The following is a 19689-nucleotide window of genomic DNA, read 5'->3' on the forward strand; positions in this document are numbered from 1 at the left end:
CCTTCAGCCAGTTTAAAACCTTAGGCGCTTCACTATGACCGCGAGAGTGGAAAAAAGTTAGTGAAAAGTCGTTATAACGGATTTTCACTGGAACAGTTGGCGATAATTTAACCAGTGGCGCGCCATTGTCTCACGCGCCGCCGGTAAACGAATCAAGCGGCTAACAGTTCGCGGGCGTTCGCCAGAGTATTGCGGGTCACTTCACTGCCGCCCAGCAAACGCGCCAGTTCCTGCAAGCGAGCGCGTTTATCCAACGGCTGCATGTGAGTTTCCGTCATCGCGCCGTCAGTTTCTTTACTGACAAAGAAATGCTGATGCCCACAGCCCGCCACCTGCGGAAGATGGGTAACGCACATGACCTGGGTGGATTCGCCAAGCTGACGCAGCATTTTGCCGACAATCGCTGCCGTCGGGCCGCTGATGCCCACGTCCACTTCATCGAAAATCAATGCCGGAGTTTCCATCTTACGGGCGGTGATCACCTGAATCGCCAGCGCGATACGGGAAAGTTCGCCACCGGAAGCCACTTTCGCCAGAGGCTGTAACGGCTGGCCTGGGTTGGTGGTAACGCGGAAATCGATCCGGTCAGCGCCATCGGCGGTCAAGTGGTTTTCTTCAAACACGACTTCAATGCTCAAGCGGCCATGCGGCATGGAAAGTAAGTGCATACTTTCAGTAATTAACTGGCTCAGCTCGCTGGCGTAGGCGCGGCGGCTGTCATGCAGTTTTTTAGCGGTTTCCAGCGCCAGCTTATGATGCACGGCCACCGCTTCCGTTAAGGCTTCCAGCGAATCGGCCTGGCCATCAAGCAGAGCTTGCTCATCCAACAGGCTTTGATGAAACGCGGGCAGTGCTTCTGGTGCGATACGGTGCTTACGCGCCAGGTTGATTTGGCGGGAAAGGCGTTGCTCCAGTTCATACAGGCGATTCGGGTCCATATCCAGGCGATCGCAGTAGTGGCGCAGTTCATCACCGGCCTCGGTTAACTGAATTGCTGCTTCTTCCAGCATATCCAGTACCCCGGATAGCTTTTCATCCATGCCAGCCAGCTCAACAAGCAACTGGCGGGCAGAGTAGAGCTGGCTTTGAATATTGGCGTCTTCGCCATCGGCAATCAGCTGGAGCGCCTGTTGCCCGGAAGAGAGCAGTTGGCCGCTATTTGCCAGCCGTTTGTATTCCGCATCAATCTGCTCATACTCGCCCGGCTGCGGGGAGAATTCGTTTAACTCTTTTAATTGATATTGCAGCAGCTCGGCGCGCGCGGCGCGATCCTGGCTCTGCTGCTGGTGGGCCGCCAGATCGCGGCAGCTTTGATGCCACTGGCGATAGTGCTGGGCCATTTGCTGAGTAAGCGCATGCTCACCGGCGTAGCCGTCCAGCAGCGTGCGTTGGTGTTCAGGCTTAAGCAGCAGTTGATGGGCATGCTGGCCGTGGATTTGAATCAGCAACTGGCCGAGTTCGCGCAGTTGTGACAAAGGAACTGCGGTGCCGTTGATAAAACCGCGTGAACGCCCATCGCTGCTGATAACGCGGCGAAGCAGGCACTCACTTCCGTCTTCAAGCTGGTTTTCTTCCAACCAGCGCAGGGCGGCAGGCGTGTCTTTTAACGAGAAACGGGCGCACAGATCAGCGCGCGATGCGCCTGCGCGCACCATATCGACTTCTGCGCGGCCGCCCAGGCACAGGCCCAGCGCGTCAATCGCTATGGATTTACCCGCGCCGGTTTCACCCGTAATGGCGGTCATACCGCCGTGAAAGTCGATTTCAAGTTCACGAACTATAGCGAAATTGCTGATGGTCAGTTGTGCCAGCATAACCGCTTTCCTGTATAAAAGAACATTGCTGTTTATGCATACAGTATATACGGGTTCCTTATACAGTAAAGAGGGGAGTGCGGTTTCAGAATAATTTTTTTGACCATCCCAGCTTTGAGCTTAGCGTGTTGAAATAGCTGTAATCTTTAGGATGGATAAGATTTAGGTGATAGTCGCAGCGGCGGATCAAAACGTCTTCGCCTTCCTGAATCGGCAAGGCGATTTGGCTGTCGCAGCTCACTTCCAGATCGCTACTCATATGCGAAAAACGCAGCCGGATGGTACTGCTGCTGTTAATCACCAGCGGGCGCGCGGAAAGCGTGTGCGGGAACATCGGCACTAAGGTAATGGCGTCTAAGGATGGCGTCAGGATCGGCCCACCTGCGGAAAGCGAATAGGCGGTTGAGCCGGTCGGTGTGGAAATAATTAACCCGTCGGAGCGCTGGGAAAACGCGAATTTCTCGTCAATATAAACTTCAAACTCGATCATATGCGCCACTTTTCCGGGATGCAGCACCACTTCGTTGATGGCGGTACTGATGCGCTTCTGGCAGTCCTGTTGGCACACCTGGGTTTCCAGCAAAAAGCGTTTTTCTGCGATGTAATGCCCTTCGAGCACGTCCGCCAACTGCTGCTGGGCGTTGTCCGGGTCCAGGTCGGTAAGGAAGCCGAGATTGCCGCGGTTGATGCCGATGACTTTGATGTCATAACGCGCCAGAACCCGCGCTGCGCCCAGCATATTGCCGTCCCCACCCACCACCACGGCGAGATCGGCCTGTTGGCCTATTTCTGCCAGAGTGCCAGTTTTGACGCCTTTAAGCTTGAGCTCATGCGCAATTTGTTGCTCAATAATGACTTCATAGCCTTTTTCACTAAGCCATCGCCAGAGCATTTCATGCGTGGTGAGCGCGGTTGGGTGACGGGGATGCCCAACAATACCAATGCAATTGAAATGTTTATTCATTTTCTGGTGATCCTTTGTGATTTAGCCAGCGACAATCTGCCCGGTTCCCTTGAAACCCGTAAACTGATCCCCATAATAAGCGAACCAGCGAGTTGAATGCTAAGAAACGCGGAGAATTTCATGAGTAGTAAAGAACAGAAAACGCCTGACGGGCAAGCCCCGGAAGAGGTCATCACGGAACAGCACGAGGCGGTGGACGTGGAAACCGCAGAAACAGCTGAACAGGTGGATCCGCGCGATGAACAGATTGCTAACCTGCAGGCGCAGCTAGCGGAAGTTCAACAGCGCGAGCGTGACGCGGTGTTACGTTCTAAAGCCGAAGTCGACAACATGCGTCGCCGCACCGAGCAGGATGTTGAAAAAGCGCATAAATTTGCGCTTGAGAAATTCGTCAACGAACTGCTGCCGGTTATCGATAGCCTTGATCGCGCGCTGGAAGTGGCGGATAAAGCCAACCCGGATATGAGCGCCATGATTGAAGGCATCGAGCTGACCCTGAAATCCATGCTGGATGTGGTGCGTAAGTTCGGTGTGGAAGTGATTGCCGATACTGGCGTTCCGCTCGATCCGAACGTACATCAGGCGATTGCTATGGTGGAGTCAGAGGACGTCGCGCCAGGCAATGTGCTGATGGTGATGCAGAAAGGCTACACCCTGAATGGTCGCACCATTCGCGCCGCGATGGTGACCGTGGCGAAGGCGAAAGCCTGACCCTAATGAAAAACCCGCCGACTGGCGGGTTTTTTATTCTTCTACGCTCTGGCGTAACGGTTTGACTGGAATGATCCGTACCTGGCGGATCATATTCTCCTGCACATCCAGAATATCGACATCGTACTGGGCGATGCGCACCCGGGTGCCGTTCGCAGGTATCTCTTCCAGCACCTCCAGCAGCATGCCGTTGATGGTGCGTGCCTCTTCTTCCGGAAGATGCCAGTTGAATGCTTTATTGATTTCGCGAATGTTGGCGCCGCCTTCGATAATCACCGACCCGTCATTCTGCGGCGTGACTTCTTCCGCGAGGGTGGGCGACATAGAGGTGGTGAAGTCTCCGACGATCTCTTCCAGAATATCTTCTACAGTCACCAGTCCCTGGATATCGCCGTACTCATCCACCACCAGGCCGACTTTCTTTTTATTACGCTGGAATTTGATCAACTGCGTGCTGAGCGGCGTACCTTCCGGCACGAAATAAATTTCATCGGCAGCGCGCAGCAGCGTTTCTTTGGTGAACTCCTGCTTCTCGGTCATCAACCGGTACGCTTCGCGCACCCGCAACATGCTGATGGCGTCGTCCAGCGAGTCCCGGTACAGCACGATACGCCCATGGGGCGAATGCGTAAGCTGGCGAACAATGGACTTCCAGTCGTCATTAATATCAATGCCGACGATGTCGTTGCGCGGCACCATGATGTCGTTGACGCTGACTTTTTCAAGATCCAACACCGACAGCAGCATGTCCTGATTACGCCGGGAAATCTGCGAGCGGGATTCATTCACAATGGTGCGCAGCTCGTCTTTGCTCAGCGCCGTGCTTACTACGTTATCCACTTTAATTCCGACCATGCGCATCAGAATGCGCGTGACGGTATTCAGTAGCCACACCAGCGGCATCATTACAATTTGCAGCGGGCCAAGCAGGACGCTACTGGGAAAAGCGACCTTTTCGGGATACAGCGCGGCGATGGTTTTCGGCAGCACTTCAGCGAACACCAGCACCACGAAGGTGAGCACGCCGGTAGCGATAGCCACACCCGCGTTACCGTACAGGCGCATGCCGACGATGGTGGCGATGGCTGAGGCGAGAATATTGACCAGGTTGTTGCCGATCAGCACCAGGCTAATCAGGCGGTCAGGCTTGCGCAGCAGCTTTTCAACGCGCCGGGCGGCGCGGTTGCCCTGTTTGGCAAGATGACGCAACCGGTAGCGGTTAAGCGTCATCATGCCGGTTTCCGAGCCTGAAAAGTAGGCTGAAACCACAACCATTACGATCAGGGAGACAATTAATGTGGTAGTTGAGATATGTTCCAGGGGAAATCCTTAGTTAGCCAGCGAATTCCTGTATAACGCGGCTGCCGAAGTAAGCCAGCGTTAATAAGGCCGCACCCGCCACGTTAAACCACACGACGCGACGCCCGCGCCAGCCTTCATGGAAATGGCCCCAGAGTAAAATGATGTACACAAACCAAGCGATAATCGACAGCACGGCTTTGTCGATATTTTCCAGGCTAAACAGGTTATGCATATAGAACAGACCAGTGCAGAGCGTCAGTGTCAGCAGGACCACGCCCACCTGGGTAATGTGGAACATTTTACGCTCAATGGTCATCAGCGGCGGCATTTCATTATTGAACGCCAGCTTTTTATGCTTAAGTTGATAATCGATCCACGCCAGCTGTAGCGCATACAATGCGGCGATGATCAGCGTGGCGTAGGCAAACAGCGACAGCCCAATATGCACCATCATCCCCGGTGTGGTTTCGAGGTGGGTGATAAATTCGTTAGGCATAAAGCTGGCGAACGCCAGATTGATTAGCGCAAAGGCGTAAACGATAGGCAGCAGCAGCCAGCCGCGATTGCGTGAGGCGACAATCGTCATTACGGAACAGATCAGCAGGCTCACCAGCGAGCCGACGTTAAGCAGGCTGAGGTTTTGACCGGAGCCGTCTGCCGGGAAAATCCGCGCTTCCAGCGCAAGGCCGTGGCTTATCAGCGCAATCACGGCGGAAATAATGGCGATACGGCGCCATGCGCTGTTCTTTCGAAGCAGGCCGGGAATAATCAGCGCCAGGCTGATGGAGTAAGCGACGAGCGCAAGTAGTGCGAAAAAAGGCATATAAGGGTGTCGTTCATTCGCCAGAAAGGAAAGTGGATCAGTATACCGTTACGTGACTCAGGCTCCAACCGTTGGAACACACTCAATACACCGATCGTGTTATACTCCGACCCATTCTGAATCAGAGTCGCTGTGGCGGCCTTAATGTGACCTCTTAGGCAAAAGACCATGTTTGATAATTTAACCGATCGTTTGTCGCGTACGCTGCGCAATATCAGCGGCCGCGGACGCCTGACCGAAGACAACATCAAAGAAACCCTGCGCGAAGTGCGCATGGCGCTGCTGGAAGCCGACGTGGCGTTGCCGGTAGTGCGTGAATTTATCAATCGCGTGAAAGAAAAAGCGGTTGGTCATGAAGTGAATAAAAGCCTGACCCCAGGCCAGGAATTCGTCAAAATCGTCCGTAACGAACTGGTTTCGGCGATGGGCGAAGAGAACCAGTCGCTGAACCTCGCGGCGCAACCGCCTGCGGTGGTGCTGATGGCGGGCCTGCAGGGTGCGGGTAAAACCACCAGCGTCGGTAAGCTCGGTAAATTCTTGCGCGAAAAGCACAAGAAAAAGGTGATGGTGGTTTCTGCTGACGTGTATCGCCCGGCGGCGATCAAACAACTGGAAACCCTGGCGCAGCAGGTTAACGTAGATTTCTTCCCGTCCGATGTGGCGCAGAAGCCGGTCGATATCGTTAACGCGGCGCTGAAAGAAGCCAGACTGAAATTCTACGATGTGCTGCTGGTGGATACCGCCGGTCGTTTGCACGTCGATGAAGCGATGATGGACGAGATCAAACAGGTTCATGCCGCGATTAATCCGGTAGAAACCCTGTTTGTGGTCGACGCCATGACCGGTCAGGATGCGGCGAACACCGCGAAGGCGTTCAACGAAGCGCTGCCGCTGACTGGCGTGGTGCTGACTAAAGTCGACGGCGATGCCCGTGGCGGTGCGGCGCTTTCTATTCGCCACATTACCGGTAAGCCGATCAAATTCCTCGGCGTCGGTGAAAAAACCGAAGCGCTGGAGCCGTTCCACCCGGACCGTATTGCCTCGCGTATTCTCGGCATGGGCGATGTGCTGTCGCTGATCGAAGATATCGAAAGCAAAGTTGACCGCGCCCAGGCGGAGAAACTTGCCAATAAGCTGAAGAAAGGCGACGGCTTCGACCTGAATGACTTCCTTGAGCAGCTCAAGCAGATGAAAAACATGGGCGGCATGGCGAGCCTGATGGGCAAGCTGCCAGGCATGGGGCAGATCCCGGATAACGTGAAGTCCCAAATGGATGACAAAGTGCTGGTGCGTATGGAAGCCATCATCAGCTCCATGACGCTGAAAGAGCGCGCCAACCCCGATATCATTAAAGGCTCCCGCAAGCGCCGCATCGCTGCCGGTTGCGGTATGCAGGTGCAGGACGTTAACCGCCTTCTGAAACAGTTCGACGACATGCAGCGCATGATGAAGAAAATGAAGAAGGGCGGGATGGCGAAGATGATGCGGGGGATGAAAGGGATGATGCCACCAGGCTTCCCGGGAAGATAACGACCTGGCTTGTTTGCCATTTTGACGCCGGGGTGTGCTCGCCACCGTCACGTACTGCGTGTACGCTCCGGCGGTTGCGCGCACGCCGTCGCCAAACTGGCCGCACCGCCGACGGCCTTTAGCCCTTCAGCTCGTTTAATCTCACCGAATCTCATCTGCTGATTGCTTTTTAGCTGAAAATGAGTAAAATCTTCGGGCTTTTAATATGACACCGGGCCCCTTCCCTCGAGGGGGCCTGGTGTTTTATTCACTATAGAGGATGTTATGGTAACTATTCGTTTAGCACGTCACGGCGCGAAAAAGCGTCCGTTCTACCAGGTTGTCGTGACCGACAGCCGTAATGCACGCAATGGTCGCTTCATTGAGCGCGTTGGTTTCTTCAACCCAATCGCCAGCGAAAAAGAAGAAGGCACCCGCCTGGATCTGGACCGCATTGAGCACTGGGTTGGCCAGGGCGCTACCGTTTCCGATCGCGTTTCCGCGCTGATCAAAGCAGCAAAAAAAGCAGCTTAATCTGTCACGGTGGTCATGATGAGCAAGCAAGAAACCGCAAAGGCACCTGTTAACCCAATTGTTCTCGGGAAAATGGGCTCCTGCTACGGGATCCGTGGTTGGCTCAGAGTGTTTTCCTCCACCGAAGACGCTGAAAGCATTTTTGACTATCAGCCCTGGTTTATCCAGAAGGCGGGTCAGTGGCAGCCAGTACAGCTGGAAAGCTGGAAGCACCACAATCAGGATCTGATCATCAAGCTGAAAGGCGTTGACGATCGGGATGCCGCGAATCTGCTCACCAATTGCGAAATTGTGGTCGATTCAACGCAACTGCCCAGTCTCGAAGACGGTACCTACTACTGGAAAGACCTTATCGGTTGCCAGGTAGTGACTACACAGGGATATCAGCTCGGTAAAGTCATTGACATGATGGAAACCGGGTCGAATGACGTTCTCGTCATCAAGGCAAACCTGAAAGATGCGTTCGGCATCAAGGAGCGGTTGGTTCCGTTCCTCGATGGGCAGGTTATCAAGAAAGTCGATCTCGCTACTCAAACCATTGAAGTAGATTGGGATCCTGGTTTTTAAATACTTCTGAATACGGTAAAAGACGGCGCTATGTGGATTGGCATAATTAGCCTGTTTCCTGAGATGTTCCGCGCAATTACCGATTACGGGGTAACTGGCCGGGCAGTAAAAAATGGCCTGCTGAGCATCCAGAGCTGGAGTCCGCGTGATTTCACTCATGACCGGCACCGTACCGTGGACGATCGTCCTTACGGCGGCGGACCGGGGATGTTAATGATGGTGCAGCCCTTACGGGATGCTATTCATGCCGCAAAAGCTGCGGCGGGCGAAGGCGCGAAGGTTGTCTACCTTTCACCTCAGGGACGCAAGCTTGATCAAGAAGGCGTCAGTGAGTTAGCGACAAACGAGAAGTTAATTCTGGTTTGTGGCCGTTACGAAGGGGTTGATGAGCGCGTGATCCAAACCGAAATTGACGAAGAATGGTCAATCGGCGATTACGTTCTCAGCGGTGGTGAGTTACCAGCAATGACGCTGATTGACTCGGTCGCCCGGTTTATTCCGGGGGTGCTGGGTCACGAAGCATCAGCAATTGAAGATTCATTTGCTGACGGGTTGCTGGATTGCCCACACTACACCCGCCCTGAAGTACTGGAAGGGATGGACGTACCGGCAGTATTGCTGTCGGGGAACCACGCTGAAATTCGTCGCTGGCGTTTGAAGCAGCAACTGGGTCGAACCTGGCTTAGAAGACCTGAACTTTTGGAAAACCTGGCTCTGACTGAAGAGCAAGCAAGGTTGCTGGCGGAGTTCAAAAGTGAACACGCGCAACAGCAGCATAAACATGATGGGACTGGCGACGCATAAGCGGCCACCCAAAACATCAGTTTACCCAGGATAAGAGATTAAATTATGAGCAACATTATCAAGCAAATTGAACAAGAGCAGATGAAGCAGGACGTACCTTCCTTCCGTCCGGGTGACACCGTGGAAGTGAAAGTATGGGTTGTTGAAGGTTCCAAAAAACGTCTGCAGGCATTTGAGGGCGTGGTTATCGCTATCCGTAACCGCGGTCTGCACTCTGCATTCACTGTTCGTAAAATTTCCAACGGCGAAGGTGTTGAGCGTGTATTCCAGACTCACTCACCGGTTGTTGACAGCATCGCTGTTAAACGTCGTGGTGCCGTTCGTAAAGCTAAACTGTACTACCTGCGTGAGCGTACTGGTAAGGCAGCTCGTATTAAAGAGCGCCTGAACTAAGATTCGCTTAAGCGACATCCGTGAAAGTAGTGTAGATACAAGGGGTTGGCATTTTGCCAGCCCCTTGTTTTTATTTTGTGTCCATAAATTGCCCACCGAAACGGTGGACAGTGGACAGTCATGGACATAAAAAACCCGCTCTACGCGGGCTTTGTTAAAAAATTAAATGGCTTTGTCCATTGCACTGAGGATGAGGTGGGGCAGGGTTGACACGTTGTGGTGTAGAAATAGATCGGACAAATGTTTCATGAGTAATGAACGTATGTCCGCATTCAATGTTCTGACACTGGTTATATCTTTCTTTTGTGTTTGACGATACCTGATAGCTACTCCGCGTATGCGCTGCATTACCACAGAGAGGACAATTCATCATTTTCAGGTTTCTCCAGCTCGAAAAGTTTAAATATGATAACTTGTAACTTGCATTTTCAAAATGATTTAATTCATGTCCGTATCTGAAATTTTAACTTCCAGTTCCAGTGACGTCGTAAAACCGTTATCGTTTATGGAGTTGGTTACAGTAGTGATAATCCAGTCCGCTTCATCAATCTGCTGTTTGAATCCGCTTACCCTGACCGGCAGTTCCGGGAATAAATCCTCGCGCCCCATCGCCAGACCGATAGAAAACGACGCCACGCCACGCTGAAGCCGTTCCCATGTCGCCTTTGCGGCGCGCTCCGCGTTGCGCCGGTTGGCATACGTCCGGCTAAGAACCAGGACATTCTCATCCGTCCCGATGAGGTAATCCCCCTGTTTGGCTTCCGGGGTTTTGGTCGTGGATGTGCTGGACTTCCGGCGCCTGCGCTTCACCTTTGCCGGGTCTTTCTTTACCGGCTCGCGGGTGTTCAGCCAGGAAGCGATCACTCCGGTGTAGGCTTCCCGGTCCACCAGGCTGAAGCGGTGCTGATCGCCGGACTGGCGGCTTATTGTGGCAACCGGCAGCGCTTTCCCGCTGGCGGTTTTGCCCTGGCCCTGCCGGATGAACAGCAGCCTGCCCGCCTTAACGGATGCAATCGCGCCATACTGTCTGGCCAGCCGCATCAGAAATGACCCGTCTGATTCATTGGTCTGGTCGATGTGGTCCACCTCCTGCGCGGCCATGTCCGTACCGATGGCCGTTTCCAGCTTGTGCCGGGCGGCGATTTCTTCACACATTTTCCCCACGGTGGTTTTATGCCAGGACTTCTCCCGGCGAGTGTTCAGCGTGGCGCGAAAATCCGCGCTACGCGCCCGCACGGTGATGCGGTCCGGCGTTCCGTAATGCTCAATTTCATCAACGGTAAAATCCCCTTTCACGATCAGCGGCTTTCCCTTCCAGCCCAGCGCGAGCGACAGTACCGCACCCCGGCGCGGCAGCTCCAGCAGACCATCCGCGTCGCCCAGTTCCAAATCGAGGCGGTCAGCTTCAAAGCCACGGTTATCTGTGTGCGTCAGGGAAATAAGCCGGGGCGCAAGGTTCTGCGTGATATCCCGGTCCTTCATCATCACCCGGTAAGCCGGGACACATTCACTACCGGCAAACATGGTCATTTCTGTCATGACAGCAAATCCCCCACACTGCTGACCGCGTTGTCCTTAAGCTGGGTCAGTTGCCCGGACAGGTCGCCCAGCATCTGACTGAGCGACTCATCCATACGCTTCAGTGTCACGGTAAATTCAATTTTTCTCGGTGAACCGTCGCTGAAAAACTCGCTTTCCGTTCGCCCGATATTCTCGATCACGAACATGCCGTAAATAGTCCCGTTGCCTTTCAGTAGCGGCCAGCCCTTGCCGGTTTCCGCCATCAGTTCCAGCATCTGCATAGACAGCCTCCCTCCGGTAATGGCGGGCATCAGCATCCCGGACAGGGTTATCACATCGCTGTCCGGCCCCAGAAACTGAAGCGACGGGCGCAGGCCCACGCGGTTGTTGCTGGCGTGTCGCCACTGCTGTTGCAATTGCAATTGCTGGAACGGCACGGTTTTCAGCATGAATACAAACAGGCCCAGGGTCATCATCATGATTCAAAATCCCCTCTATCACTGAAGCTACTGCGGCGACCGGCGGCGCGCTGGCGTTCCCGCGCGTCGAGCTGGCGCATAACTTCCGCCACCACATCCTGTGCGCTCTGGCCCGGTGCCTGGTGAATGTTGATTTCATATTTTGCCGGACCGGATGAAACGGACTGATCACCGCCACGCAGCCCGGCTGACGGCTGCCGGTATTCAGCAACCGGCAGGCTTAACGGATGAAGTGGTTTCGCGGCAACAGGCTGTGACAGGCTGCCGAACGCCATCGCCGTAGCGGCAGCCAGTGCGGCGGTACGGCGACGGCTCATGATATTGACCGGCCCGTTTATCAGTTCCGGGCCATTCTCACCGACAATGCCCATTTTACCGGCGGGGAGGAAGCCGCCGGAATCGTACATCGGCAGGTTGTAGCCGCCGCCGTAACCGCTGGCAGCGGCGGTGCCATAGGCGCTGTAACTGTTTCCGGTAACGGCTCTGGCATCGGGCAGTTTCTGCGATTCCTTGTTGACGATCCCCAGCTTCTCAAGCAGCCAGGACACGCCGGACTTGAGCGACTCCAGCGGACTCATCACCATGGCAAGCCCGTCAGCCAGCATCTGACCGAAACGCTTACCCATATCCGCCGCATGGTTCAGTTCTTCAGCCGAGGATTTCACCGGGGCCAGCAGGTCCGTGAACCCCTTCCAGAGCGCCGCCACCTTATCCGCAATCCATGTAAACACCGGACGCACCGGCTCGAACGCTTCCTTAACCGGCCCGGCAGCCGCCTGAAACCCTTCCACCATCCCGGATAAAAATGCCGTGATGGGCTGCCAGTATTTCCAGACAACCAGCGCGACGGCAGACAGCGCCATAACGACCAGCCCGACGGGACTCAGCAGTGCTCCCAGCAGGCCGCCGGTTGCCATTAGTGCCGTGCGCAGCAGCGCCAGCGGCGAGGTGACAAGCGCCAGCAGGATATTACCGAAGCGGCTCACCGCCGTACCGAGCATCCCAAAGCCTGCCGTTGCCAGCCCGGCCACATGCCCCCGCAGGGCTGACAGCGTGGCGACAGGGTTACGGAACGCGGCGACCAGCGCGCCGCCAGCGTTCTCTGCCTGCTCTTTCAGGTGCTTCAGTACCCCGTTGCGCAGCGCATCCAGTATGCCGCCTTCCTCGTCATCCCCACCGAACCCGGACAGGGCGTCCCGGATGCGCTCTAGCACGGAAGCCGCATCTGTATTCTGAAGGCTTGCCAGAAATGCCCGGATCCCGCCACCGGCACCGGCCAGACCCGGAGCCAGACTGGCAATAATGGCCGCCAGCCCGCCGAACCCCGGAAGCAGGCGGGAAAGCGCGCCGCCGCCCAAGAAACTAAAGCCGTAACGCATGATCGCCAGCGGCCCCAGAATCGCAGCAACCGCGAGCCCCAATGCTCCCAGCGTGGCAGTAATGATTGCAAAACCGGCAACTACTTTAAAAATTGACGAGGTCAGTTTCGGGTGTTGCTGAACAAACTGATTTAGACGGTTCGCCAGATTGCCCAGCCAGTCAGCCAGTTGTTTTAGTTCCGGCGCAACGGTCGCGCCTATTGTGGCTAAAGCATTGGTAAACGATCCGGTCGCAGCTTCCCAGCGGTTGCCCAGCGTTTTAAGCTGGGAATCAACACGCTCACGCAAGGATGCCTGCGCCTGCAATTTCCCTTCCGCCTCACGGTAACCATCCATTCCTTTATCAATCATGATATTCAGAACTTGGAGGGTTTCCGCATCATCCCCAAAAATGCCTTTCAAAGTGGCGAGCCGCATTTCTGTGGAGATATTTTTGAGCTTCAGCAACTGCTGATAAAGTGCCTCAAGCCCGGCGAATTCGCCTTTGCCGTCACTGAAATTGAGACTGATTTTATAACCCGCAGCTTTCAGATCATCATTAGCCCCGGTCACCTTGTCCCGGTTCATTGCCGCCTGGAAAACCTTACGGTAAGCGTTGCCTGCTGATTCACCCGCCATGCCTGTCTGGTCGGCCATAACAAGTAACGGTGCAAAAACTTTCGCCGCTTCCAGCCCTTTCACCTTGAGAATTGACATGGCACTAGAAATTTTTGCGTAGCCGTTAAGCATGTTGTTTGGATCAACACCTGCATAGAAACCCTTCTGGATAACATCCATCAGGCCCATCATGTCTTTTTCTGTCGTCCCGGTTGCGTCCTGAAGTTTGGCAGCAAATTCCGCAGCTTCTGTTGCGGGTAACTTCAGTTGAACGCCGAGATAAGCCGTAGCCTCACCAAGTCCATTCAGGATCGTTGTTGCTGACATCCCCTGACGGCGAAGCATCGTCATCATGTTCTGAAAATCTGCCGTAGTGCCGGGCAGGCGATCACCAAGCTGAAGCGCCAGCTTATTTATTTGCTCATATTCAGGCAGCACCTTAGCCCCCGGAGCCATCATTGACGCCGCCAGCTGTGTCGCTGCCTCTTCCGATTCCGAGTACGCCCGGACAGGGGCCATCAACGGCATGGCAGTTGCCACACCCGTCGCTACCATACCCGTCCCGGTTGTAGCAATTTCATTGCGTAATGCTCTTGAACGCTGAAACGCAGCGCTGGCAGCGGCTGCGCGGCGCTGTTGTTCACCGACGCGCTTCAGCCTGGCTTCCTGTTCCCGTAGCTCATTGTTATAGCGGGCCGTTTCCCGGCGGATTTTCTCCGTTGCGCCGGTGCCGTCTTTGGCAGAAATACCCATCCGGTACAGCTCCGCCCGGACCCGGTTTAGCTGCGCGGTTTCTTCCTGCTGTTTTTTCTCCAGGCGCGACACGGCCCGCCACTGGTCTTCCAGGGCTTTAGTCTGTTTCTTTGTCGGATTTTCCATCCCCGCCATTTCGCGGGTCATCATCTGGGCGCGCAGGCGTGCCTGTGCCAGATCGGCACCGGTCTGTTTTACGGACTGTTGCAGGGTGCGGAACCCGTCAAGCTTCGCGCCAGCCTGGTCGAGCTGTTTCAGGGCATCACGGGATTTTTTGATGGCGGCGGCCAGTTCCTGAGAACCGGCACGCGCATCCTTAAACGGGCGGGTGAGCTTATCAACGGCATTTAATACAACCTGCAAGCGCAGGTTACGGTCACTCATCGGCGGCCCCACTTCGTAAAATGGCTTTGTGCCGCCACTCCAGCAGTTCTGTCAGCGACATATCGCCGGTTACATCGGGCGGCCAGTGAAAGATCGTGGCGATATCGGCAATTAAATCATCAACAGTTAATTTGTCGGGAAACCGGCAGTTGCCGACTTCGGTAACAAAAAACTGACCAGCTCCACGGATAACTGCAACAGATCGCCCGGCTCCAGGGTAAGCACTTCCTCGCGGGTCAGTGACGGTGCCGTAACGCGGGGCAGTACAACCATCATGCTGTCCACATCCATTTCCATCAGCGACTGTAAACGGGTGCCGCGCAGCGCGCCGGACTGCGGCTTGCGCACAGTGATGGTTTCAATGGTCTGTTTCCCGCGCTGGATCGGACAGTCCAGGGTGACGGTTGCGGTGTTGCGTGGTTCAGTGCCGGTGGTTTCGGTTTCTTTGGTCATGATGTGTTCCGTTCAGATAAGAGAATACGGGCGCGTTAAACACGCCCGGAAGAATTACAGGCCAAGCGCGGCGCGGTGCGCTTCAAGCATATCCACGCCGCCGACTTTCCAGACCATGTTCACCGTGTCCACTTCATACAACTCCTCACCATTGATGGTGAGTTTTACGTAAGTGTTGGTGCAGGAAACTTTGGTGGTGGAGCTGTCGCCCTGCTTGTGTTCACCGGAATCCAGTTCCTTGTAGCGGCCACGGGTAACCAGCTCCAGCGCGTAAACTTCTGCGGTGTCATCACGTTGCAGGGATTCAGTAAAACGCAACTGAACACCGTCCACAGTGGGCGTCGCCATCTGCTTGAACAGCTGGATCTCCGTACCACCGATGGTGAATTCCGTATCCAGCGCGCCGTCGTCCAGGCCCAGACTGATATCCACCGAACCCGGCATACCGCCGCCCCGGTATTTCTCCATTTTCTCCGTCAGTTTTGGCAGGGTGACGGACTCAACCAGGCCGATCCAGTTCTGACCGGCGTTAAACAGATTCAGGTATTTAACCTTGCGTGGCAGTGCCATAACGTCCCCTTAGGATTTAAGCTGGCTGGCAAAATCGACCAGATAACGGTCGGTGATACGCTGGCGGAACATCAGGTTTTCCAGCGGCGGGACCGGGGTGTAGTCATAGTCCAGCCACAGCTTCCCGGCCTTGATGGTGTCCTTATCGTTCACGCTGTCGTCAAACCAGCAGTCCCCGCCCAGCAGATAACCCTGGCTGACCAGTGAGCGCATTTTTGCCTTCACGCCTTCGATAATGTCGCGGGCCAGTGACGGGGTCAGCGTCATGTCATTCGCCCACATGTGGGCCTCTGCCATGGTGTCCGCCAGAACCTGCGCGGTGCGGGTGTAACACTCAAACTGGAACAGCGGGTCATCGCTCAGGGAGCGGGAACCCCAGAAGCGAAAACCATCAGAGCGGATAAGCGTGGTGATGTCGTTTTTGTTCAGCAGGCCCGCGTCGGTTGCCGGATCCTGTAAGTCCCAGAACACATCGGCAGAAATACCAGTCACGCCGTTTACTGCGACGTTGGAAAGCGATTTGTGCCAGCCAGTGTCACTGTCAATTTTGGCGCGCAGACCCAGCGCACGGGCGGTGGCGTACATCGTCTGTTCGGCATCTGTCACTGTGTCCCAGCCGGTAAAATCAGGCCAGATCAACATACCTTCACGCTGGCCGAAGTTGGCACGGTAATCGATACACTCCTGCACGGTTTTACAGCCATAGGCAGCCAGATACGCGAAGCCGCGCAGGGACTGCGCCACGCTCAGCAGTTCAGACGCCACCGCCTGCGTGTCATGACCGGGAACCCCCAGAATGCGCGGTTTCACGCCGAGCTGGTTGTTGGCGGTCAGTAGCGCTTTCATGCCAGTGCGCTTACCCTGGGCGGTCACGCCGCCGATGATATTCGACGTGGTTTCCGCTTCGGTTTCACCCTGTTCAACGCGCACCACTACGGTGACGGGTTTGGACTGATCGGCAATGGCATCCAGCGAACGGGCGAGGGTACCGGTTTCGCCCGCCTTGCCGGACGCGGTGAGCACGTCAGTGATAAGCACTGGCGTGTTAAGCGGGAATGTTGCCGCGTCGGCGTCGTCTGCTGTGCAGACCATCCCGACAACAGCGGTACTGACGGTACGGATAGTACGCGTTCCTTCATTGACTTCCAGAACGCGGACACCGTGATGATAATCTTCAGCCATCTGGCGGACCTCCTGAGTGGATTCCGCCCTATGGTGAAGTGATTATGTCGCGCGCACAGCATCGCGCCGTTGTGTCGTTATTCACACAATAGGTCAGTAGCGGGAAACTTACGGTAAAGGGTAGAAAGTCCTACATCATAAATCAGGGCCACCCGCTGACGTGTTTCACCGGCAGCGATTAACCGCCCGGCCTGCGCCCATTGTTCGTCTGTTAATTTCGGACGTCGGCCACCGATGCGGCCCTGCGCCCTGGCAGCATCTAGCCCGGCGCGGGTACGCTCGACGATTAACTCGCGCTCCATTTCCGCCAGCGCCCCCATGACATGAAAGAAAAAGCGCCCCATCGGTGTGGATGTATCAATGCTGTCGGTCAGGCTTCGAAAATTAATACCCCGCTGGCGCAATTCTTCGATAAGGGTGACCAAGTGGCGCATACTGCGGCCCAGCCGATCTAGTTTCCAGACGATAAGCGTGTCACCTGGCGACAGTGCTTTCAGTAGCTTTTTTAACCCTGGCCTATCTGATGTTTTCCCGCTTATTTTGTCTTCAAAAATCAGTTCACATCCTGCGCACTCCAGCGCGTTTCTCTGTAGCGCGGTGTTCTGGTCATTTGTTGATACCCTTACGTAGCCAACCAGCATATAAAACATCCCCTTATCCGTTGAGTTTCAGGGGTGCATTGTATCGAGCACTGTCATTCATGATGGTAGTGAAGTTGGATTTTCTTGCATGGCCACCAAGATCAGAAATAACAATAAACGAAACGAGATCCCCCCAACCTTGATATGCGAACATAGCCAATTTGCATCTTTTTTCCCTTATACAAAAACCGGAGTGATGCCAGACTGGCAGCAAAACTACATTTGCTTTGGCTTTTATTTATTATAAAATCGATGTTTGGTTAATGAGTTTTATTACTTTCTTTACTGCATGCTTGTTAATTTTAAATAAAAATAGAGGGCTAATTATGTTTGAAAGAATTATAAAAAAGGATGGATTGGTAATTGCAATAGGAACTATAGTTATTTATGCGGCCACCTATTTTTTAGAAAGGGGGTATTGCAGTGCACTAGGAATACCGTTGGATTATATTCAAATAACAATACCGACAATTGTGAATGATTTCATTAGTTTTTATTTGTTTTTAGTGCCGATGTCGGTTATAACCATTGTAATAATGTTGCAGGCTGAACGGAATGAAAATAAAGGTTGGCATTCCCTTTCTCATTTGCTGTGCGGATTTTTCTACGCTGCCTTAATGTTTTGTTTTGTAGAGAAAACATTTCAATCTGCTTTTCTTTGCTTATTCATGGGAGGACTCTATTTTGTCTTGATAACTTTTAGAGATAATTTAAATAATGATGATTCTCCTCTAAAGATTTTTTATTCAACATTAATATTTACTGCAATGACTGCATTTGTGTTCAGTTTTACATTCATTGTCATAGGGAGGTCATTAGCAGAAAGTGGTTCATTCCAGACGTATAGTAAAGATGGTAGGTCATATTCATTACTCAAAGTCTATGGGGAGGATGCATTCATGCGAGAATTAAACAAAGATAAATCAAAGGGTGATTTAATTTACTTCAATACAAAAGACATGACCGGAATGACACTTAAGGCAGATAATTAACCAAAAATTACATTACACGACCAAAGAAAGGCAGTTTAAGAGTTGCCTTTCTTTTGCCAAAAGACATGGCCCCTACAATTTGTTCGATGGGACTGATGACAATAAGAAAACATATCGTTATATCAAACGTTGGTTTGAAAGAAGCGGCGAAGCGGGCTGTAGGCACTGGCACAGGTCAGATACCGGATATGTCAGCATTCGAATATGTGGGAAATTCGACAGCCGGTTATCTGAAGTTGCCGAACGGCTTTAAATTGCAGTGGCTGGAAACCTCGGGAAAGGTAGCGGCAGGAACAACCGGCGCTGCATACTGGACATATCCATTTTCTGCCTGTTTGTTTGCGATTGCGGTGCCGGTTGCAGTGACGGCGAGTCAAGTCGCAGGGAATGTTGTTGCAGGTGTGTTTTCAAACGCAGCGGTAGAGCTGCATAACTGGGGGCAGATTTCTGCCGCTGCACGAATTATAGGGTTTGGACGATGAGCGGATTTTATTATTCAGCAACCACAAATGGCGCGTACCCGCAAAGTGACATCGAAATTTTTAAAGCCACCGACACCTGGCCGGACGATGCGGCTTTAATGTCTGCGGAAGTGTTCAGCGAATTTTTTAGCGAACTACCACCGGCAGGGAAAGTACGCATCGCCGGGCCTGATGGTTTACCCGCCTGGGCTGACATCCCAAAACCCTCGAAAGAGGAATTAATTAATCAGGCAGAACAGCAAAAACAGCGCCGCATAGACGATGCTATGCAGTCAATCAGCGTTATACAGTTGAAACTACAGGCGGGAAGAAAACTGACGGCCGACGAGACGATTAATTTAAACCTGACGCTGGATTATATTATGGCGGTGGAAGCTACAGACACTTCCACCGCGCCTGATATAAACTGGCCCGCTATTCCGGCTTAACAGGCCAGTTAATGTCGGGTGCTGTCGCGGTATCGACACGCATCAAAAGCACTCGGTATTTTTTCCACCCTGCAAGCTCGCTGGCTTCCTTATCCGTGGAGATACCAGCATCAACCGCATCCTGACGCCATACTATCTCGTTGTCTGCTTCATTTTTTAACGCCAGCCTATTTTGTTCTGCCTGGTCAATTAATTGCCGGGGCGTGGGAGGGGGTAAATCTACCCAGGCTGGCATTTCGTTTACAACGCCCCGTATTTTCCCCGCTGGTGCTGGGCCGATGAATTCATTAAAAATATCGTCACCAACCTGAATCCCATTTTCTGGCCATGTTCCAGCATCAATGTATTGCTGTTGCATAGATAGGGGGTAAAAAGCGTTATCAGTGGCTGAAAAGATGTAAGTCATA

General features: G+C 53.7%; 23 protein-coding genes. 9 read left to right on the forward strand and 14 right to left on the reverse strand.

The window, feature by feature from the left end:
• Positions 1–152: 152 nt before the first annotated feature.
• Positions 153–1814 carry a DNA repair protein RecN gene (recN, locus tag ACVV26_RS05175; RefSeq protein ID WP_474800317.1) on the reverse strand — a complete coding sequence of 554 codons (1662 nt, stop codon included), beginning with the start codon at positions 1812–1814 and terminating at the stop codon, positions 153–155.
• An 85-nt stretch (positions 1815–1899) separates the two neighbouring features.
• The gene (gene nadK / locus ACVV26_RS05180) at positions 1900–2778 is read right to left on the reverse strand and encodes an NAD(+) kinase (protein ID WP_125294817.1); all 879 of its coding nucleotides are present in this window, start codon (positions 2776–2778) and stop codon (positions 1900–1902) included.
• A 120-nt stretch (positions 2779–2898) separates the two neighbouring features.
• Between nadK and grpE the strand changes: the two genes are divergently transcribed.
• Positions 2899–3489: a nucleotide exchange factor GrpE gene (gene grpE, locus ACVV26_RS05185; RefSeq protein ID WP_312985245.1), complete on the forward strand. Its 591-nt coding sequence runs from the start codon at positions 2899–2901 to the stop codon at positions 3487–3489.
• 33 nt (positions 3490–3522) lie between these two features.
• Here grpE and ACVV26_RS05190 read toward each other — a convergent pair whose 3' ends face one another.
• Positions 3523–4809, reverse strand: coding sequence for an HlyC/CorC family transporter (locus ACVV26_RS05190; protein WP_474801739.1), 1287 nt, complete (start codon positions 4807–4809; stop codon positions 3523–3525).
• A gap of 13 nt (positions 4810–4822) precedes the next feature.
• The gene (locus tag ACVV26_RS05195) at positions 4823–5614 is read right to left on the reverse strand and encodes a cytochrome C assembly family protein (protein WP_474800319.1); all 792 of its coding nucleotides are present in this window, start codon (positions 5612–5614) and stop codon (positions 4823–4825) included.
• A 168-nt stretch (positions 5615–5782) separates the two neighbouring features.
• Here ACVV26_RS05195 and ffh point away from each other — a divergent pair, with 168 nt between their 5' ends.
• From ffh to rplS, 5 genes are all read left to right on the forward strand, one after another.
• Positions 5783–7144 (forward strand): signal recognition particle protein, encoded by a 1362-nt coding sequence (ffh, locus tag ACVV26_RS05200; RefSeq protein WP_474800321.1) that lies wholly within the window; start codon positions 5783–5785, stop codon positions 7142–7144.
• A gap of 264 nt (positions 7145–7408) precedes the next feature.
• Positions 7409–7657, forward strand: a complete 249-nt coding sequence (gene rpsP / locus ACVV26_RS05205) for a 30S ribosomal protein S16 (RefSeq protein WP_002437767.1) — start codon at positions 7409–7411, stop codon at positions 7655–7657.
• Positions 7658–7675: 18 nt separating this feature from the next.
• Positions 7676–8224 carry a ribosome maturation factor RimM gene (rimM, locus tag ACVV26_RS05210; RefSeq protein WP_312985249.1) on the forward strand — a complete coding sequence of 183 codons (549 nt, stop codon included), beginning with the start codon at positions 7676–7678 and terminating at the stop codon, positions 8222–8224.
• 30 nt (positions 8225–8254) lie between these two features.
• Positions 8255–9028, forward strand: a complete 774-nt coding sequence (gene trmD, locus ACVV26_RS05215; RefSeq protein WP_474800323.1) for a tRNA (guanosine(37)-N1)-methyltransferase TrmD — start codon at positions 8255–8257, stop codon at positions 9026–9028.
• A 45-nt stretch (positions 9029–9073) separates the two neighbouring features.
• On the forward strand, positions 9074–9421 hold the full coding sequence (gene rplS, locus ACVV26_RS05220) for a 50S ribosomal protein L19 (RefSeq protein ID WP_002437770.1): 348 nt from the start codon (positions 9074–9076) through the stop codon (positions 9419–9421).
• 154 nt (positions 9422–9575) lie between these two features.
• Here the strand turns inward: rplS and ACVV26_RS05225 are convergent, their stop codons facing one another.
• The 9 genes from ACVV26_RS05225 to ACVV26_RS05265 all read right to left on the reverse strand — a co-directional run bounded on the left by ACVV26_RS05225 (position 9576) and on the right by ACVV26_RS05265 (position 17380).
• Positions 9576–9794, reverse strand: coding sequence for an ogr/Delta-like zinc finger family protein (locus tag ACVV26_RS05225; RefSeq protein WP_312730797.1), 219 nt, complete (start codon positions 9792–9794; stop codon positions 9576–9578).
• 65 nt (positions 9795–9859) lie between these two features.
• Positions 9860–10960, reverse strand: coding sequence for a phage late control D family protein (locus tag ACVV26_RS05230; RefSeq protein ID WP_312730799.1), 1101 nt, complete (start codon positions 10958–10960; stop codon positions 9860–9862).
• The gene (locus ACVV26_RS05235; protein ID WP_312730802.1) at positions 10957–11421 is read right to left on the reverse strand and encodes a phage tail protein; all 465 of its coding nucleotides are present in this window, start codon (positions 11419–11421) and stop codon (positions 10957–10959) included. Before ACVV26_RS05235 ends, ACVV26_RS05230 begins: the two co-directional genes overlap by 4 nt.
• A complete protein-coding gene (locus ACVV26_RS05240) occupies positions 11418–14534 on the reverse strand; it encodes a phage tail tape measure protein (protein ID WP_312730805.1) in 3117 nt (1038 codons plus the stop codon). The genes ACVV26_RS05235 and ACVV26_RS05240 overlap by 4 nt, the downstream gene beginning before the upstream one ends.
• Positions 14527–14646 carry a GpE family phage tail protein gene (locus ACVV26_RS05245; protein ID WP_154827285.1) on the reverse strand — a complete coding sequence of 40 codons (120 nt, stop codon included), beginning with the start codon at positions 14644–14646 and terminating at the stop codon, positions 14527–14529. The genes ACVV26_RS05240 and ACVV26_RS05245 overlap by 8 nt, the downstream gene beginning before the upstream one ends.
• Before the next feature lie 14 nt (positions 14647–14660).
• Positions 14661–14987, reverse strand: a complete 327-nt coding sequence (locus ACVV26_RS05250) for a phage tail assembly protein (RefSeq protein ID WP_312730807.1) — start codon at positions 14985–14987, stop codon at positions 14661–14663.
• A 54-nt stretch (positions 14988–15041) separates the two neighbouring features.
• Positions 15042–15557, reverse strand: a complete 516-nt coding sequence (locus ACVV26_RS05255; RefSeq protein ID WP_312730808.1) for a phage major tail tube protein — start codon at positions 15555–15557, stop codon at positions 15042–15044.
• A gap of 9 nt (positions 15558–15566) precedes the next feature.
• The gene (locus ACVV26_RS05260) at positions 15567–16739 is read right to left on the reverse strand and encodes a phage tail sheath protein (protein ID WP_312730810.1); all 1173 of its coding nucleotides are present in this window, start codon (positions 16737–16739) and stop codon (positions 15567–15569) included.
• A gap of 77 nt (positions 16740–16816) precedes the next feature.
• Positions 16817–17380 (reverse strand): recombinase family protein, encoded by a 564-nt coding sequence (locus ACVV26_RS05265; protein WP_312730915.1) that lies wholly within the window; start codon positions 17378–17380, stop codon positions 16817–16819.
• A 326-nt stretch (positions 17381–17706) separates the two neighbouring features.
• On the opposite strand from ACVV26_RS05265, the gene ACVV26_RS05270 reads away from it, so the two are divergent.
• The 3 genes from ACVV26_RS05270 to ACVV26_RS05280 all read left to right on the forward strand — a co-directional run bounded on the left by ACVV26_RS05270 (position 17707) and on the right by ACVV26_RS05280 (position 19282).
• A complete protein-coding gene (locus ACVV26_RS05270; RefSeq protein ID WP_474800325.1) occupies positions 17707–18372 on the forward strand; it encodes a hypothetical protein in 666 nt (221 codons plus the stop codon).
• A gap of 95 nt (positions 18373–18467) precedes the next feature.
• Positions 18468–18854, forward strand: a complete 387-nt coding sequence (locus ACVV26_RS05275; protein ID WP_474800327.1) for a hypothetical protein — start codon at positions 18468–18470, stop codon at positions 18852–18854.
• Complete coding sequence (locus ACVV26_RS05280) at positions 18851–19282, forward strand: tail fiber assembly protein (RefSeq protein WP_312730818.1); 432 nt, start codon at positions 18851–18853, stop codon at positions 19280–19282. The genes ACVV26_RS05275 and ACVV26_RS05280 overlap by 4 nt, the downstream gene beginning before the upstream one ends.
• On the opposite strand, the gene ACVV26_RS05285 is transcribed toward ACVV26_RS05280, so the two are convergent.
• A complete protein-coding gene (locus ACVV26_RS05285) occupies positions 19269–19688 on the reverse strand; it encodes a tail fiber assembly protein (RefSeq protein WP_312730821.1) in 420 nt (139 codons plus the stop codon). The two genes, ACVV26_RS05280 and ACVV26_RS05285, sit on opposite strands and share 14 nt — an antisense overlap.
• Position 19689: the final 1 nt, after the last annotated feature.

This window comes from Atlantibacter sp. MEI4A-1023, from assembly GCF_056155425.1.